This window comes from Enterobacter sp. ECC-019, assembly GCF_043974075.1.
GTDB classification, from domain to species: Bacteria; Pseudomonadota; Gammaproteobacteria; order Enterobacterales; family Enterobacteriaceae; genus Enterobacter; species Enterobacter asburiae_D.
This window is the reverse complement of sequence record NZ_CP143759.1, coordinates 2,948,196-2,962,759: the sequence shown is the minus strand read 5'-3', so window position 1 is coordinate 2,962,759 and position 14,564 is coordinate 2,948,196. Positions and strand designations below refer to the sequence as shown.

Sequence of the window (14,564 nt, the reverse complement as noted above, 5' to 3'; positions counted from 1 at the left end):
GTCAATCTATGCAACAACAATGGTCTGCAGTAGATAATTACATGATTTCTTCGCTTATCCCTGATGATGACGTACTGAGTCAGGTACTGGAAAACAACAAGCGCGCCGGGCTACCTGAACACGATGTTGCGGCCAATCAGGGGCAGCTGCTGGCGCTGTTCGTGCGCATGACGCAGGCAAGACGTGTTCTTGAAATCGGGACGCTGGGCGCTTATAGCTCAATCTGGATGGCGCGCGCCCTGCCGCCGGACGGAAAGCTGGTTACGCTCGAGGCTGACCCGACGCATGCCGACGTTGCCCGTCAGAATATTCGCCTCGCGGGGCTGAACGATCGTATTGAATTAATTGAAGGCCCGGCGCTGAACTCGCTGGAGAATTTCGGTGACGTTCCCCCGTTCGACCTGATCTTTATTGATGCCGATAAGCCAAACAATCCCGGCTATCTGGAGTGGGCGCTGCACTATTCCCGTCCCGGCACGATAATCATTGGCGATAACGTGGTGCGCGACGGCGAGGTCATTAACGGGGAAAGCGACGACGCGCGCGTGCTGGGCGTGCGGCGTTTTATCGAGATGATTGGGGATAACCCGCGCTTAACCGCCACCGCGCTGCAAACGGTGGGGGTTAAGGGATGGGATGGGTTTACGCTGGCAATTGTAGAACGATAACCAGCCGGGTGGCGGCTACGCCTTACCCGGCCTACATATTCTCCCGTAGACCCGATAAGCGCAGCGCCACCGGGCAAGGGTTTTAAGCGGAAATCTGCTCCATCGCCTGCAGGATACGCTTATCCGAAATCGGATACGGCGTACCGAGCTGCTGGGCAAAGAAGCTGACGCGCAGCTCCTCAATCATCCAGCGGATCGCCTGCACGTCTTCATCCTCGCGGCGCGCCGGCGGCAGCTTGTTTAGCCACTGCTGCCACGCCTGCTGCACGCTTTCCACTTTCAGCATCTGCGCGCGATCGCGGTGCGGATCGATAGCCATTTTTTCCAGACGTTTTTCAATCGCCTGCAGATAGCGCAGCGTATCGCCCAGACGCTTAAAGCCGTTGCCGGTGACAAAACCGCGATAGACCAGCCCCGCCATCTGCGCCTTCACGTCCGAGAGTCCCAGCGCCATGGTCATATCCACGCGCCCCTTCAGGCGCTTGTTGATATTGAATACGGCAGTGAGGATCTGCTCAACCTGTTTGGCAATCTCCACCACAGTGTCGTTCAGCTCCGCGCGCACCTTTTCATGAAGCTGAGCAAAGCCCTCTTCCGTCCAGACCGGACCGCCCGCCTCGTGGATCAGTTTGTCCACGCCGCAGGAGATGCAGTCGTCAATCAGATCCAGCACCTTGCCGTACGGGTTAAAGTACAGCCCCAGCTTGGCTTTGTTCGGCAGCTTCTCGTGCAGGTATTTAATCGGCGACGGGATGTTCAGCAGCAGCAGGCGACGCAGCCCGCGCCACATCATCTGCTGCTGTTCCTGCGGGTTATCGAACAGTTTGATCGCCACGCTGTCGCGCTCGTCCACCAGCGCAGGCCAGGCTTTGACCTTATAGTTACCGCGCTTCTGTTCGTAGCTTTCCGGAAGCTGACCAAAGCTCCAGATATGCAGCCCGCTCTGCTCGATACCGTCGTCCGCCACCGCAGACAGCGTCTCCTGAACTTTCCCCTTCAGCGCCTCTTTCAGCTCGCTCAGCGAACGCCCTTCCAGCAGCTTTTTGTTTTTATCATCCACCACGCGGAAGCTGATTTTCAGGTGATCGGGCACCTGATCCCAGTTCCAGTCTTCGCGGTCGATGGTGGTACCGGTCATGCGGCGGAATTCACGCTCCAGCGCGTCCAGCAGCGGCAGCTCCAGCGGCGTGACGCGGCCTAAAAAGGCTTCCGCATAGTTTGGCGCAGGCACAAAGTTACGGCGCACCGGTTTCGGCAGGGATTTGATCAGCGCAATCACCAGCTCGCGGCGCAGGCCGGGGATTTGCCACTCAAACCCGCCCTCATCGACCTGGTTCAACAGCGGCAGCGGAATATGAACGGTTACGCCATCCGCGTCGGCACCCGGTTCAAACTGATACGTCAGACGCAGCTTGAGGTTCCCCTGATGCCAGAAGTTCGGGTAGTCGAGCTTGCTGACCGACTCCGCCCCCTCTTTAATCAGCATGCTCTTTTCGAAGTTGAGCAGGTCCGGCGTCTCTTTGCTGGCCTTTTTCCACCAGCTGTCGAAGTGGCGAGCGGAAATCACCTCGTGGCTGATGCGCTGGTCGTAAAACTCAAACAGCGCCTCATCGTCCACCAGAATGTCGCGGCGGCGGGACTTGTGCTCAAGCTCCTCCACTTCGGCGCGCAGCTTCAGGTTTTCGCGGAAGAAGGCGTGACGCGTCTGCCAGTCCCCCTCCACCAGCGCGTGGCGGATAAACAGTTCGCGGCTGAGCGCCGGGTCAATCTGGCTGTAGTTGACCTTACGCGCGGCGACCACCGGCAGGCCGTAAACGGTCACTTTCTCGGTCGCCATTACCGCGCCCTGCGCGCGCTCCCAGTGCGGTTCACTGTACGAGCGTTTCAGCAGGTGCTGAGCCACCGGCTCGACCCATTCCGGATCGATACGCGCGGCAATGCGCCCCCACAGGCGGCTGGTTTCCACCAGCTCCGCGACCATGGTCCATTTCGGCGGCTTCTTGAACAGGCCGGAACCCGGGAAGATGGAAAAACGGGCGTTACGCGCGCCGGTATACTCCTGCTTTTCGGCGTCCTTCATCCCAATGTGGGACAGCAGGCCGGTCAGCAGCGCGATATGAATTTCGCGGTACTCCGCCGGTTCGCTGTTGACCGGAATGCCCAGCTCTTTCACCACCTGGCGCAGCTGGGTGTAGATATCCTGCCACTCGCGCACGCGCAGGTAGTTGAGGAAATCCACGCGGCACTGGCGGCGGAACTGGTTCGAGGAGAGCGCTTTCTGCTGCTCGCCGAGATAGTTCCACAGGTTCACGAAGGCGAGGAAATCGGACTCTTTGTCGTGGAAGCGACGGTGCTTTTCGTCAGACGCCTGCTGTTTGTCCATCGGACGCTCGCGCGGGTCCTGAATGGAGAGCGCCGAGGTAATGATCATCGCCTCGCGCACGCAGCCGTGCTTTTGCGCTTCCAGCACCATACGGGCCAGGCGCGGATCCACCGGCAGTTGGCTGAGCTGGCGGCCCAGCGGCGTCAGCTTGTAGACCGTGGCCTGCTCGTCGGTGGTAATGGCGCCGAGCTCTTCCAGCAGGCGTACGCCGTCCTGAATGTTGCGTTTGTCCGGCGCTTCGACGAACGGAAACGCCGCGATGTCGCCCAGCCCCAGCGCGGTCATCTGCAGGATAACGGACGCCAGGTTGGTACGCAGAATTTCCGGGTCGGTAAACTCCGGACGCGACAGGAAATCATCTTCGGAATAGAGACGAATACAGATCCCTTCCGACACGCGGCCGCAGCGGCCTTTACGCTGGTTAGCGGAAGCCTGGGAGACCGGCTCGATCGGCAGCCGCTGGACTTTGGTGCGATAACTGTAGCGGCTGATGCGCGCCGTGCCCGGGTCGATAACGTATTTAATCCCCGGCACGGTCAGCGAGGTTTCCGCCACGTTGGTCGCCAACACGATACGACGTCCGCCGTGCGGCTGGAACACGCGGTTCTGCTCGCTGTTTGACAGGCGCGCGTAAAGCGGCAGGATCTCCGTGTGGCGCAGGTCGCGCTTGCTGAGCGCATCGGCGGTGTCGCGAATTTCGCGCTCGCCGCTCATGAAGATCAGAATGTCGCCTGCGCTTTCGTTGCCCAGCTCGTCAACGGCATCGAAGATGGCCTGCAGCTGATCGCGCTCGGTATCATCCGCCTCTTCTACAATCGGGCGATAGCGCACTTCCACGGGATACGTGCGTCCTGACACCTCGATAATCGGCGCATTGTTGAAATGCTTCGAGAAGCGCTCCGGGTCGATGGTTGCGGAGGTGATGATGATTTTCAGATCCGGGCGACGCGGCAGCAGCTCTTTCAGGTAGCCGAGCAGAAAGTCGATGTTCAGGCTGCGCTCGTGCGCCTCATCGATGATGATGGTGTCGTACTGAATCAGCAGGCGATCCTGCTGGATTTCCGCCAGCAGAATACCGTCGGTCATCAGCTTGACCATGGTGTTATCGCTAACGTGGTCGCTGAATCGCACCTTGTAACCAATGCAGCCGCCCGGCTCCGTCTGCAGCTCTTCGGCAATACGGTTCGCCACGGTACGCGCGGCCAGACGGCGCGGCTGGGTGTGGCCAATCAGCCCTTTTAACCCGCGTCCCAGCTCCATACAGATTTTCGGCAACTGGGTGGTTTTCCCCGAGCCGGTTTCCCCCGCGACTATCACCACCTGGTGGTCGCGTACGGCCTCAAGGATATCCTGTTTTTTCTGGCTAACGGGGAGGTTTTCCGGGTAGGTAATCGCCGGACGTGCGGCTTCGCGCAGCACAACTTTCCCTGCCGCCTGTTCAATCTCTTTCGCCATCTCCTGGTAAATGGCCTGTTGTGCATCAGGATTTTTAACCTTCTTCACGCCGTGCAGACGGCGGGCAAAGCGCTGTTTATCGCGCAGCATCAGAGAATCAAGCTGTTGCAGGAGCATCGGGAAGGTTAATTTTTGTTGTTCTGTCATAGCGTTAAAGGGCAGTACACTGCCGGGTAAAATCTCTTTTTAATGATTGCTATAGAGTACCACATTGACGCCTTTAGCGCCTTATTCAAAAAATTCGAACATAGACTTCGATATATTGCGCTATCTCTGTGGCAGGATTGTGAATAGAGTGTCAACAAGCAACGGGGCAACCCCCTTCAATCAAATGCAACAACAGGAATCACCCATGAGCAAAGTATTAGTTTTGAAATCCAGTATTCTGGCAGGGTACTCTCAGTCTGGTCAGCTGTCTGATTACTTCGTAGAACAGTGGCGTGAACAGCATTCTGCTGACGAAATCACCGTGCGTGACCTGGCTGCAAACCCAATTCCTGTGCTGGACGGCGAGCTGGTTGGCGCGCTGCGCCCAAGCGATGCACCACTGTCTCCACGTCAGCAGGAAGCGCTGGCCCTGTCCGACGAACTGATTGCCGAGCTGCAGGCGCACGACGTTATCGTCATCAACGCCCCAATGTACAACTTCAACATCCCTACCCAGTTGAAGAACTACTTCGACCTGGTGGCGCGCGCTGGCGTTACCTTCCGTTACACCGAGAACGGTCCTGAAGGTCTGGTGAAAGGTAAACGTGCGATAGTCCTGACCAGCCGTGGCGGCATCCATAAAGATACCCCAACCGACCTGGTTGCACCGTACCTGAGCGTGTTCCTGGGCTTCATCGGCATCACTGACGTGAACTTCGTGTTCGCTGAAGGTATCGCTTACGGTCCGGAAGTGGCGACCAAAGCGCAGACCGATGCGAAAGCCGCCATCGACAGCCTGGTTGCAGCGTAAGACTTCGCCCTCTCACCGCCCGGTGGGAGGGTTTTTCTTTTCCCCGCATTTCGTTATCATCCGCTCCCACTCTCCAGCCGGGCGGCCTGATGTCTGCGATCATTGATTCATTTATTGCTCCACCGTGTCACGATGACATTGAGATCCTCTGGCAGGATGAACATCTGCTGCTGATCAATAAGCCTTCCGGTCTGCTCAGCCTCTCGGGCAAAAATCCGCAAAACCTCGATTCTGTCCATTATCGTCTGGTCCAGACGTTCCCCGGCTGCACGCTGGTACACCGTCTGGATTTTGGCACGTCCGGGCTGATGGTGGTTGCGCGCAATAAGGCCATCAACGCGGCGCTGTGCCAGCAGTTCAGCCAGCGCAGCGTGGAGAAAGTCTACAGCGCCCTTCTTTGCGGACATCTGGAAAACGATGAGGGAGTGATAGACGTGCCGATTGCCAAAGACCCGGCGCTGTTCCCGCTGATGTCGATCTGCGCCATCAACGGTAAGCCCGCCCGCTCCCGCTATCGGGTGGTGGAACGGTTTTATCAGGGGACGGGACTGCCGTTAACGCGGGTGAAACTGATACCGGAGACCGGGCGAACCCATCAGCTGCGTATTCACTGCCAGCAGCTGGGGCACCCCATTCTGGGCTGCGATCTGTATGGCGGTCTTGAAGCGCCGGGGACTGAGGAAACGCCCCGGCTGATGCTGCATGCAAGCGTTCTGAATTTTATTCATCCCGTGAGCGGAGAGCCGGTTAACGCCCGTCACGCCGCCCCGTTCTGAATGCGTTTTACCACATCAAATCGTCAGGGATTTTGAAGTCCGCGTACGGATCGTCTTCGTCCTGTTCTTCCTGGCTGAGCGCGCTATTTAACACGATGCTGTCGGCATCGCGCTGGGCAATTTTATCGGCCACCACCGCCGGAATAATCGCGTATTCACAGTCGCCGCTGGCGTTAATGACCAGACGGGCAATCGCCAGACGGCCGTTGATCAGCTGAGCCTGAGTTTGCTTGTCGACCTCGATTTTTTTGATGAGATTGCCGTCGGTGAAGTTAAAGGTGATGTTGCCTCTCGCGACGGTGATGCGGTTCATCTCAATCAGCTGCTTCACCTGTGCTTTAAACTCTTTCGCCAGCACGGCCTGCTTCTGCTGCTCGCTCAACTGCTTGTCGCGCTCGATCTGCGCTTTCTTGTTCTCTTCTACCGCTTCCCGAGCTTCACGCGCCTGAACACGTGATTTCTTTGCCGTGCGCTGCACTTTCGCCGCTTTTTTGCTGCTGACTAAGCCCGCTTTCAGCATCTGCTCTTGTAAGGTGAGTTTTGTCATGATTGTTTCTAAACCGGTTGGAAATTTTGGGGATTATAGCGGGAATTGAACGGAAATAAAAAATCCCTCTCCCCTGCAGCCGGTTAACGACGAGGGCCAAGTGCATATCACAGACATATTGCGAGCTTCGCCCGGCGGCGCTGCGCTTGCACGGGCCTACAAACGACGCTGAACCGTAGGCCGGGTAAGCGCAGCGCCGCCCGGCATGAAGGCTGCGACATCTCGAGCATTACACTTCATGAACTTCGCTCATGTTGCATTGAAATTAAGTCACTTCCCCTGCGCCGCGGGCTCAGGCATAAATTATGCATCGGTAACTTCTTAGCAACATGAACTTAGGATGCATAACCACAATGAGCAAAGCTTTCACATATACCCTTAAGCGCAGTTGCTTCGATGAGAATTACAACCCGTCAGAAAATACGCGTACGACCACCAACTTTGCCAACCTGGCGCGCGGGGAAAAACGACAGGAAAACCTGCGCAATACGCTGGTGATGATCAACAACCGCTTTAACGCCCTGGCGCGCTGGGATAACCCCAACGCCGATCGCTACGCGGTTGAGCTGGAAATCATCTCTGTCGATTTGAACATTGGCGCGGAAAAACCGTTCCCGGCCATTGAGATATTGCAAACCACGATTGTCGACAAAAAAAATAACCTGCGTATTCCTGGCATCGTCGGGAATAACTTCTCTTCTTACGTGCGGGACTATGATTTCAGCGTCCTGCTGCTGGAACACAACAAGAACCAGCAGCACTTCAGCATTCCGGAAAAGTTTGGCGAACTGCACGGCAATATTTTCCGCCACTTTGTGAATTCGCCGGAATACAAAGAGAACTTCAGCAAGGGTCCGGTGATCTGCCTGAGCGTCTCCAGCAAAGACACCTACCGCCGCACCGGTAACCAGCACCCCGTGCTGGGCATTGAGTATCAGCCGGATGGCGAGTCGCTAACGGAACAGTACTTCGCGAAGATGGGCCTGCAGGTTCGCTATTTCATGCCGGAAAACAGCGTCGCGCCTTTCGCGTTCTTCTTTACAGGGGATTTGCTGAGTGACTACACCGATCTGGAGCTGATTGCCACCATCAGCACGATGGAGACGTTCCAGAAAATCTATCGCCCGGAAATTTATAACGCAAACTCGGCGGCGGGACTGTGCTACCGACCGGATCTGAACCAGCAGGATCACTCCTTAACAAAAATTGTTTATGACCGGGAGGAGCGAAGCCAGCTGGCGATTGAACAGGGCCGTTTTACCGAAGCGTACTTCATTAAGCCTTACCAACATATTCTTGAGCAGTGGTCTGATAACTACACGCTTTAATTCATCAAAAAAGGTCTTTTATTATGAAAACATTGCTCCCGACTTCTACGGCTGGCAGCCTGCCTAAGCCAACCTGGCTTGCACAACCTGAAACGCTGTGGTCACCCTGGAAATTACAGGATCAGGAACTGCTGGCGGGTAAACAGGATGCGCTGCGCCTGTCTCTGGATGAGCAGATCCGCGCGGGAATCGATATTGTCAGCGACGGGGAACAGACCCGCCAGCACTTCGTCACCACCTTTATTGAACACCTGAGCGGCGTGGATTTCGAAAATCGCCAGACGGTGCGCATTCGTAACCGCTATGACGCCAGCGTGCCGACCGTGGTTTCAGCCGTTGCGCGTCAGAAGCCGGTATTCGTGGACGATGCAAAATACCTGCGCCAGCTGACGGACAAGCCAATCAAATGGGCGCTGCCCGGGCCGATGACCATGATCGACACCCTTTACGACGCGCACTATAAAAGTCGTGAAAAGCTGGCCTGGGAATTCGCCAAAATCCTCAATCAGGAAGCGCGTGAGTTAGAGGCCGCAGGTGTCGATATTATCCAGTTTGATGAACCGGCATTTAACGTCTTTTTTGACGAGGTGAACGACTGGGGCATCGCCGCGCTGGAGCGCGCAATCGAAGGGCTGAAGTGCGAAACCGCCGTACACATCTGCTACGGCTACGGCATCAAGGCCAATACGGACTGGAAAAAGACGCTCGGCTCAGAATGGCGACAGTATGAAGAGGCCTTCCCTAAGTTGCAGACCTCTAACATCGACATCATCTCCCTGGAATGCCACAACTCCCGCGTGCCGATGGATCTGCTGGAGCTGATCCGCGGTAAGAAAGTGATGGTCGGCGCGATCGACGTGGCAACCAACGCCGTTGAAACGCCGGAGGAAGTCGCCGATACGCTGCGTAAAGCGCTGCAGTTTGTCGATGCGGACAAGCTTTACCCGTCCACCAACTGCGGCATGGCTCCTCTTTCCCGCGAGGTTGCTAACGGCAAGCTGAGAGCGCTTAGCGCCGGCGCAGAGATTATCCGCAAAGAGCTCGGCGCGTAATCCCTTACGTTTGCCAGTACGGCGGCGTACCAAAGTGCTCGACGTAATAATCAATCACCGCCCTGACGTTCAGGGGCGGATGTCGGGCATCAGGATAGATCGCCGCAATGGCCTGCGGTTCCGTATTGATGGCGCACTCCAGCGCGGGCAGGAGCGGAACCAGCTCGCCGCGCTGGAGCTGCTCGCTCACCAGCCAGTCCGGGAAAAGCACGATCCCCATTCCACCCAGCGCCGCAGCCAGTAACGCTTCCGCATTATTGGAGATCATCAATGGCGTAACGGGATAGTGTATCCACGCCTCGCCCTTCCTGCGAAACAGCCAGCGGTTTGGCCCTGACGATCCGCGATAGACAAGACAGTGATGACGGTTCAGATCGTCCGGCCCTTCCGGCGCACCCTGTTTTCGCACGTAGTCTGGCGATGCCGCCAGATGATAAACCTGCTGTCCGAACACCCGCGCATGAAACGAGGAGTCCGTCAGCACGCCAATCCGGAAGATCACGTCGGCGGCATCCCGATGCGGGTCGATAAAATCATCGGTCAGCGTCAGCTCTACGCTCAGGCGGGGATAGCGTTCCGACAGGCCGGGAAGGCCAGGTGCAATATGCTTCTGCCCAAAAAACACCGGTCCGTTAATGCGGATCGCGCCGGAAGGCTCCACCGCACGCGCGTCCAGCTCCCGGCGCGCCTCTTCCAGATTTTCCGCCATCGACCGGGCATAGCGAATAAACAGATGACCGCTTTCCGTCGGGATGACGGCCCGCGTATTGCGATAAAAAAGCTGTTGACCGAGCGCATCCTCAAGCTGGTGGATGACGCGCGATATCTGCGAGGCCGATATCCCCTGCCGCCGCGCCACGACGGAGAAGTTCTGCGCTTCATACACGTCAATAAAGATCAGCAGCGCGCGGACGTTGATGTTGCTGGCGTCAACCATTAATGCATATCCTGCAAAGGTGTTTCCAGCATTATGGCATTTTTCTCACGAGACTGACGACGTAATCTTCTTCGCCTGAAAACGGAGGAAGCGTAATGCAGTTTGTGTTGATTTTACTGGTGATTGTCGGCGGAATGGGCCTCTCCGTCGAGGCGGGGTTACTTGGGCCGCTGGGCGGCGAAGTGGGTGACTTATGGGCGACGTTCAGCATTTTTGGCGTCGGCGCCGCGCTGACGTTTCTGCTAATGCTGTTTTTCAGCCCGCGTAACAGCCCGTCGTTTTTCGCACAGCCCGGCTGGCAGCTGCTCGGCGGCGTGCTTGGCCCTGTCTACGTGGTCATTTTGACCGTTGCGACCCCCGCTATCGGCATCGCGATGACCATGATTGGCATTCTGGCAGGTCAGGTCTTTAAGAGCCTGATCATTGACCACTTTGGTCTGCTGGGTACGCCGCACAGGAAGATAAACGCGAAACGCATCGTGGCGCTGGTTTTTATTATTGCCGCACTGGTTCTGGTGGCACAGGGGTAAACGTATGACACTGATTATGATTCTTCTGGCCGTGTGTGGCGGCGCAACGCTGAGCATACAGGCAGCAATTAACGGGCAGCTCGGCAGCAGCGTGGGCGTTTTCAAGAGCGCGTTTCTGACGTTTTCCGTCGGCGCGCTGGTGACCGCCCTGCTCATTTTCTTCTTTGAGCCTAAGCAGGCGGCCACGCTGCTGGACGTGCCGAAATGGCAGCTCCTCGGGGCGATGTTTGGCGTGCCCTATATCGTGATAATGGTGCTCGCGGTGCAGCGGATCGGCACCGCCGTCGCCACGGTAGCGGTGATATTCGGCCAGCTCGCCATGAGTATGCTGATTGATAACTTTGGCTGGCTGGGCAATGCGGCCATTCCGTTTTCACCGAGCCGTCTGAGCGCGGTGGTGTGCCTGGGGATTACCCTGTACTTCATCTACTCCAGCAGCAAAACCGGCAGCGTCCGCAACTAAGCTGAGGTCTTACGGGTAAAGAACAGCGTCACCGTGGCGACGGTGACGCCAAATTTCTTCATCTCGGTTTTGTTAAACAGATGGGTCTCATCCTGCAAATACATCCAGTCGTCAAAGTTCAGCAGCCAGGTGCTGCCGTTGGCCGTCACGTTCATGCTGTAATGCCAGTTAAAGGCGTTGCCTGCGGCCTGCCCCGTGGCAACCCCTTCAATATCCCCTGCCGTCCCCTCGTAGCGATCGTTCCCCACGCGGCGAATATGCCAGACCCGCTGCTGCTTCTCGCCGTCGTCGTAGACAAAGTGCTCATTGAGCGTCAGCGTATCGCCGATAACGTCCCCGGCAATCTCAACGTGGAAGCGACGGATCTGCTTCCCGCTACGATCCTGCACCATCCCCCACGCTTCGGTTTTGCCCTGGAAGTAGTGGAAGATATCAAGTCGCGGCTGCTGCTGGCGATACTCGGCCACCTCGGTGCTACAGCCCGCCAGCAGCATCGTGAATGCCAGCGCCATCATCAGGATACGTTTCATTTTTGGCCTCCGATTAACTGCTGACGCAGCTCAGGATATTGCGTGCGGGGATCGAGCCAGATGGCCAGAAAACGGGTGCTGAACGCTTCCGACTGGCGTGGTCCGAGTGGAATAAAGGAGGTTTGCGCCGCTGACTTGCGGTACCAGAACTGCCCCTGCTTATCGTTGAAAACAAACGCCAGCTGTGAGCCCGGTCGGACATCCGGCCACAGCGACTGAAGCATACGCAGCCAGGCTTCGCTTTGCGGCTCCTGCGCCAGGATCCCCTGCGCCTGCCACTGGTCGCGGGTCGCCTCAACCAGTTCATCGCGATCGATGTCGCGCGCATAGGTAATGATCAGCGCCTGATCCTGGTCCCGGCTGTAACGCCCATCAGGGGTGCGCAGCTGGGAGGTATAGACGGTGAAAGGTCCCCAGGTGAGCGTGGCGTCACCCACCTTCCGCCAGGCAAGCCAGTCGGCGGCCTGGGCGACAGGCACAACCAGCATCAGCCAAAGCAGCAAAACCGCAGCTCTCATTTTTGTCTCCCCATCAGCAGGTGGAAAAACAGCATCAACACCAGCCAGCCCGGCGCCATCCAGCTCACGACGATAAAGGTCGGCTCCAGAAACGTAATGCCCCCCAGCCGCTCGCCAAACAGGTAGGCCACCGGCCCCCCCGCGGCGGCCAGCAGGGTCAGCAGCCAGCCGGGTAGCGTGGTGGTGCGCGTCAGCTGCGTCCAGACCGTGGCGAACATCAGCCACAGTGCCACCATCCATAACGGCATCAGGGACTCGCCGGTAAAGGCAATCAGCCCGGTCAGGGCCCAGAGGGCGTCGAGCAGGCTGCCCGCCGCGGCCAGCCCAATAGCGTAAAAACGGTATGCAGGCGGCAAGAGCAGGCACGCCAGGATCGCCAGCGCGAGCCAGATAATCAGGCCCTGTTCGCGAAAGAGCACCACCAGCGCCCAGTAAAGATCGAACGCGACGGCCAGCAGGAAGACCTGAAAATACCGTCTCATACGCGCTCGGCGGTCAGCTGCACCACGCTGATGGTGCGAGCGTTAAACCCGGCTTCGCAGTAGCCGAAGTAGTACAGCCACATGCGGCGGAACCGTTCATCGAAGCCGAGCTTTTCAATTTCCTGCCAGGCGTGGACAAAGCGCTGCCGCCAGTGGGCCAGCGTGCGGGCGTAGTCGGGGCCCATGTCGAAGAGGTTGCGCACCACGAAATCGGTGTGGCGCGTCATCAGCTCGTTCATCGCGGTAATGCTCGGCAGGAAGCCGCCGGGAAAAATGTAGCGCTGGATAAAATCGACGCTTTTGCTGTAGTTGCGATAGCGCTGGTCCTGAATAGTGATGGCCTGAATCGCCATCCGTCCTCCGGGGCGCAGCCGCGCCTGGCAGGTGCGGAAGAACGTCGGTAGATAGCGTTGCCCGACGGCCTCAATCATCTCTATCGAGACCAGCTTGTCGTACTGTCCGGTGAGGTCGCGATAGTCGCAGAGCAGTACCTCAACGCGATCCTGCAACCCGGCGCGGGCGATCCGCTCGGTCGCCCAGATATATTGCTCCTGCGATAGCGTGGTGGTCGTTACCCGACAGCCATAATGACGGGCGGCGTATTCCGCCATCGCGCCCCAGCCGGTGCCAATTTCCAGCAGGTGGTCACCCGGGCTTAGCGCGAGCTGGTCACACAGGCGAGCCATTTTGGCCTGCTGAGCCGCCGTCAGATCCTGCTCGTCAGCGGTAAAGAGCGCGCTGGAATAGAGCAGCTCCTTATCCAGAAAATGGGCATAAAAGGTATTGCCCAGATCGTAATGGGCGGCAATATTTTCGCGCGCCTGCACGCGGGAGTTACGCCGCGTCCAGTGGCGTATCCGTTCCAGCGGCCTGCCGAGCAGGCGGAACCCGTTTTCCAGACGACCGAGCACCTCGCCGTTGAGCGCCAACAGCTCCAGAAGCGGCGTGAGGTGTGCGGTTTCCCACTCGCCGTCCATCCAGGCTTCTGCCGCAGCAAGGCTCCCGCCCGTTAAGACGCGCCAGTAGACGCCGGGCGTGAGGATCTGCACGTCGGCATGCAGCGCAGAGGACGTCTCGCCAAAATGAAATGTCTGCGCCCCTTCACGCAGCGTGAGCGAGCCGCCGCGAATACCGCTTAACAGACGAAACAGCAGCCATCGCGCGATACGGACGTTGCGCGGGATATCGGGTTCTAACGCAAAGACGGGATCGGTCATGAGCGTTCACTCCTGCTGACGGGATGGTTATACAGCGGCACGCGCTTGAGCCACAGCCGCAGCGCCTGCCAGTAAATGGCAAAAACGGTTTTCAGGGTCATGAGCGGGATGCGCAGCAACAGCGAGCGCAGCGCGGGGCGCGTCAAAGGCTCCCGGCGCAGCGCGAGCGTGGCGTCAAAGACCTTCGCTTCCTGATGATTTTCAATGTGCATATGCAGCGTGTTATCCGGGTCGTTAAAGCGCCAGTGATAGATCATGTCCATCGGGTTGAAAGGGGAAACGTGAAACGCTTTTTCCGTGGGCTGCGCATCCTGTCCGTTGACGGCATAGTAATGACGTTCATTCCACGGCGTGTTGCGAACCTCCGCCAGCACCCAGCACAGCGTTCCCTTCCCGTCGTAGCAGTAGTAAAAGTTGACCGGATTGAAATGAAAGCCGAAATAGCGCAGTTGCGTCAGGAGCATGACCCGCCCGTCCGGACGTTCTCCGGTCAGGCTCTCCAGCCTGCTCAGCACGTTCTCTTTGAGCGGCGTGCCGAGCGGATAGTCCGCATCGTGGAACGAGGCGGCGGCAAAGCGGTTGCGCCGCACGCCGACGGACGACAGCAGCGGAAGCTCATCCAGATCCAGCCAGGCCATAAAGACGCTGTAGCTAAATTCGTGGGTTTTCGGCTGGAGGCGGCGGTGGTGCAAGACGCCGTGGTAGAGGCAGCTGTTCATC

General features: G+C 57.9%; 15 protein-coding genes. 7 read left to right on the top strand and 8 right to left on the bottom strand.

Going from position 1 to position 14,564, the window contains the following annotated elements:
- Window positions 1–8 precede the first annotated feature (8 nt).
- Window positions 9–668: an O-methyltransferase gene (locus tag V1566_RS14170; protein WP_395303704.1), complete on the top strand. Its 660-nt coding sequence runs from the start codon at window positions 9–11 to the stop codon at window positions 666–668.
- An 82-nt stretch (window positions 669–750) separates the two neighbouring features.
- Here V1566_RS14170 and hrpA read toward each other — a convergent pair whose 3' ends face one another.
- The gene (gene hrpA / locus V1566_RS14165) at window positions 751–4,653 is read right to left on the bottom strand and encodes an ATP-dependent RNA helicase HrpA (RefSeq protein WP_395303703.1); all 3,903 of its coding nucleotides are present in this window, start codon (window positions 4,651–4,653) and stop codon (window positions 751–753) included.
- 205 nt (window positions 4,654–4,858) lie between these two features.
- Here hrpA and azoR point away from each other — a divergent pair, with 205 nt between their 5' ends.
- A complete protein-coding gene (azoR, locus tag V1566_RS14160) occupies window positions 4,859–5,464 on the top strand; it encodes an FMN-dependent NADH-azoreductase (RefSeq protein ID WP_395303702.1) in 606 nt (201 codons plus the stop codon).
- Between the two features lie 89 nt (window positions 5,465–5,553).
- Complete coding sequence (locus tag V1566_RS14155; RefSeq protein ID WP_395303701.1) at window positions 5,554–6,240, top strand: RluA family pseudouridine synthase; 687 nt, start codon at window positions 5,554–5,556, stop codon at window positions 6,238–6,240.
- A 7-nt stretch (window positions 6,241–6,247) separates the two neighbouring features.
- Here V1566_RS14155 and V1566_RS14150 read toward each other — a convergent pair whose 3' ends face one another.
- Complete coding sequence (locus V1566_RS14150; RefSeq protein ID WP_029740565.1) at window positions 6,248–6,787, bottom strand: DUF2058 domain-containing protein; 540 nt, start codon at window positions 6,785–6,787, stop codon at window positions 6,248–6,250.
- Window positions 6,788–7,140: 353 nt separating this feature from the next.
- Between V1566_RS14150 and V1566_RS14145 the strand changes: the two genes are divergently transcribed.
- Together V1566_RS14145 and V1566_RS14140 are read left to right on the top strand one after the other, a co-directional pair.
- Window positions 7,141–8,115 (top strand): DUF1852 domain-containing protein, encoded by a 975-nt coding sequence (locus tag V1566_RS14145; protein ID WP_395303700.1) that lies wholly within the window; start codon window positions 7,141–7,143, stop codon window positions 8,113–8,115.
- A gap of 23 nt (window positions 8,116–8,138) precedes the next feature.
- Complete coding sequence (locus V1566_RS14140; RefSeq protein ID WP_202772933.1) at window positions 8,139–9,167, top strand: methionine synthase; 1,029 nt, start codon at window positions 8,139–8,141, stop codon at window positions 9,165–9,167.
- A gap of 4 nt (window positions 9,168–9,171) precedes the next feature.
- On the opposite strand, the gene V1566_RS14135 is transcribed toward V1566_RS14140, so the two are convergent.
- The gene (locus V1566_RS14135) at window positions 9,172–10,104 is read right to left on the bottom strand and encodes a LysR substrate-binding domain-containing protein (protein ID WP_395303699.1); all 933 of its coding nucleotides are present in this window, start codon (window positions 10,102–10,104) and stop codon (window positions 9,172–9,174) included.
- 95 nt (window positions 10,105–10,199) lie between these two features.
- Here V1566_RS14135 and V1566_RS14130 point away from each other — a divergent pair, with 95 nt between their 5' ends.
- Together V1566_RS14130 and V1566_RS14125 are read left to right on the top strand one after the other, a co-directional pair.
- On the top strand, window positions 10,200–10,634 hold the full coding sequence (locus tag V1566_RS14130) for a DMT family transporter (RefSeq protein WP_063145723.1): 435 nt from the start codon (window positions 10,200–10,202) through the stop codon (window positions 10,632–10,634).
- A 4-nt stretch (window positions 10,635–10,638) separates the two neighbouring features.
- Window positions 10,639–11,097, top strand: a complete 459-nt coding sequence (locus V1566_RS14125; protein ID WP_395303698.1) for a DMT family transporter — start codon at window positions 10,639–10,641, stop codon at window positions 11,095–11,097.
- Here V1566_RS14125 and V1566_RS14120 read toward each other — a convergent pair.
- Genes V1566_RS14120 through V1566_RS14100 form a run of 5 tightly spaced genes read right to left on the bottom strand, consistent with a single transcriptional unit; the run spans window position 11,094 to window position 14,563 of the window.
- Window positions 11,094–11,627 carry a DUF3833 domain-containing protein gene (locus V1566_RS14120; protein ID WP_121423644.1) on the bottom strand — a complete coding sequence of 178 codons (534 nt, stop codon included), beginning with the start codon at window positions 11,625–11,627 and terminating at the stop codon, window positions 11,094–11,096. The genes V1566_RS14125 and V1566_RS14120 overlap by 4 nt on opposite strands.
- Window positions 11,624–12,145, bottom strand: a complete 522-nt coding sequence (locus tag V1566_RS14115; RefSeq protein WP_395303697.1) for a hypothetical protein — start codon at window positions 12,143–12,145, stop codon at window positions 11,624–11,626. Before V1566_RS14115 ends, V1566_RS14120 begins: the two co-directional genes overlap by 4 nt.
- Window positions 12,142–12,627, bottom strand: a complete 486-nt coding sequence (locus V1566_RS14110; protein WP_213329311.1) for a DUF2878 domain-containing protein — start codon at window positions 12,625–12,627, stop codon at window positions 12,142–12,144. The genes V1566_RS14115 and V1566_RS14110 overlap by 4 nt, the downstream gene beginning before the upstream one ends.
- The gene (locus V1566_RS14105; RefSeq protein ID WP_395303696.1) at window positions 12,624–13,844 is read right to left on the bottom strand and encodes a class I SAM-dependent methyltransferase; all 1,221 of its coding nucleotides are present in this window, start codon (window positions 13,842–13,844) and stop codon (window positions 12,624–12,626) included. The genes V1566_RS14110 and V1566_RS14105 overlap by 4 nt, the downstream gene beginning before the upstream one ends.
- Window positions 13,841–14,563, bottom strand: a complete 723-nt coding sequence (locus V1566_RS14100) for a DUF1365 domain-containing protein (RefSeq protein ID WP_395303695.1) — start codon at window positions 14,561–14,563, stop codon at window positions 13,841–13,843. Before V1566_RS14100 ends, V1566_RS14105 begins: the two co-directional genes overlap by 4 nt.
- Between the last annotated feature and the right edge of the window lies 1 nt (window position 14,564).

Excerpts from the sequence above, each read along its gene's own strand:
- V1566_RS14100 (WP_395303695.1), bottom strand. The coding sequence starts at position 14,563 with ATGAACAGCTGCCTCTACCACGGCGTCTTGCACCACCGCCGCCTCCAG.
- V1566_RS14130 (WP_063145723.1), top strand. The coding sequence starts at position 10,200 with ATGCAGTTTGTGTTGATTTTACTGGTGATTGTCGGCGGAATGGGCCTC.
- V1566_RS14150 (WP_029740565.1), bottom strand. The coding sequence starts at position 6,787 with ATGACAAAACTCACCTTACAAGAGCAGATGCTGAAAGCGGGCTTAGTC.
- azoR (WP_395303702.1), top strand. The coding sequence starts at position 4,859 with ATGAGCAAAGTATTAGTTTTGAAATCCAGTATTCTGGCAGGGTACTCT.
- V1566_RS14110 (WP_213329311.1), bottom strand. The coding sequence starts at position 12,627 with ATGAGACGGTATTTTCAGGTCTTCCTGCTGGCCGTCGCGTTCGATCTT.
- V1566_RS14135 (WP_395303699.1), bottom strand. The coding sequence starts at position 10,104 with ATGGTTGACGCCAGCAACATCAACGTCCGCGCGCTGCTGATCTTTATT.
- V1566_RS14120 (WP_121423644.1), bottom strand. The coding sequence starts at position 11,627 with ATGAAACGTATCCTGATGATGGCGCTGGCATTCACGATGCTGCTGGCG.
- V1566_RS14155 (WP_395303701.1), top strand. The coding sequence starts at position 5,554 with ATGTCTGCGATCATTGATTCATTTATTGCTCCACCGTGTCACGATGAC.
- V1566_RS14140 (WP_202772933.1), top strand. The coding sequence starts at position 8,139 with ATGAAAACATTGCTCCCGACTTCTACGGCTGGCAGCCTGCCTAAGCCA.
- V1566_RS14115 (WP_395303697.1), bottom strand. The coding sequence starts at position 12,145 with ATGAGAGCTGCGGTTTTGCTGCTTTGGCTGATGCTGGTTGTGCCTGTC.
- V1566_RS14170 (WP_395303704.1), top strand. The coding sequence starts at position 9 with ATGCAACAACAATGGTCTGCAGTAGATAATTACATGATTTCTTCGCTT.
- V1566_RS14125 (WP_395303698.1), top strand. The coding sequence starts at position 10,639 with ATGACACTGATTATGATTCTTCTGGCCGTGTGTGGCGGCGCAACGCTG.
- hrpA (WP_395303703.1), bottom strand. The coding sequence starts at position 4,653 with ATGACAGAACAACAAAAATTAACCTTCCCGATGCTCCTGCAACAGCTT.
- V1566_RS14105 (WP_395303696.1), bottom strand. The coding sequence starts at position 13,844 with ATGACCGATCCCGTCTTTGCGTTAGAACCCGATATCCCGCGCAACGTC.
- V1566_RS14145 (WP_395303700.1), top strand. The coding sequence starts at position 7,141 with ATGAGCAAAGCTTTCACATATACCCTTAAGCGCAGTTGCTTCGATGAG.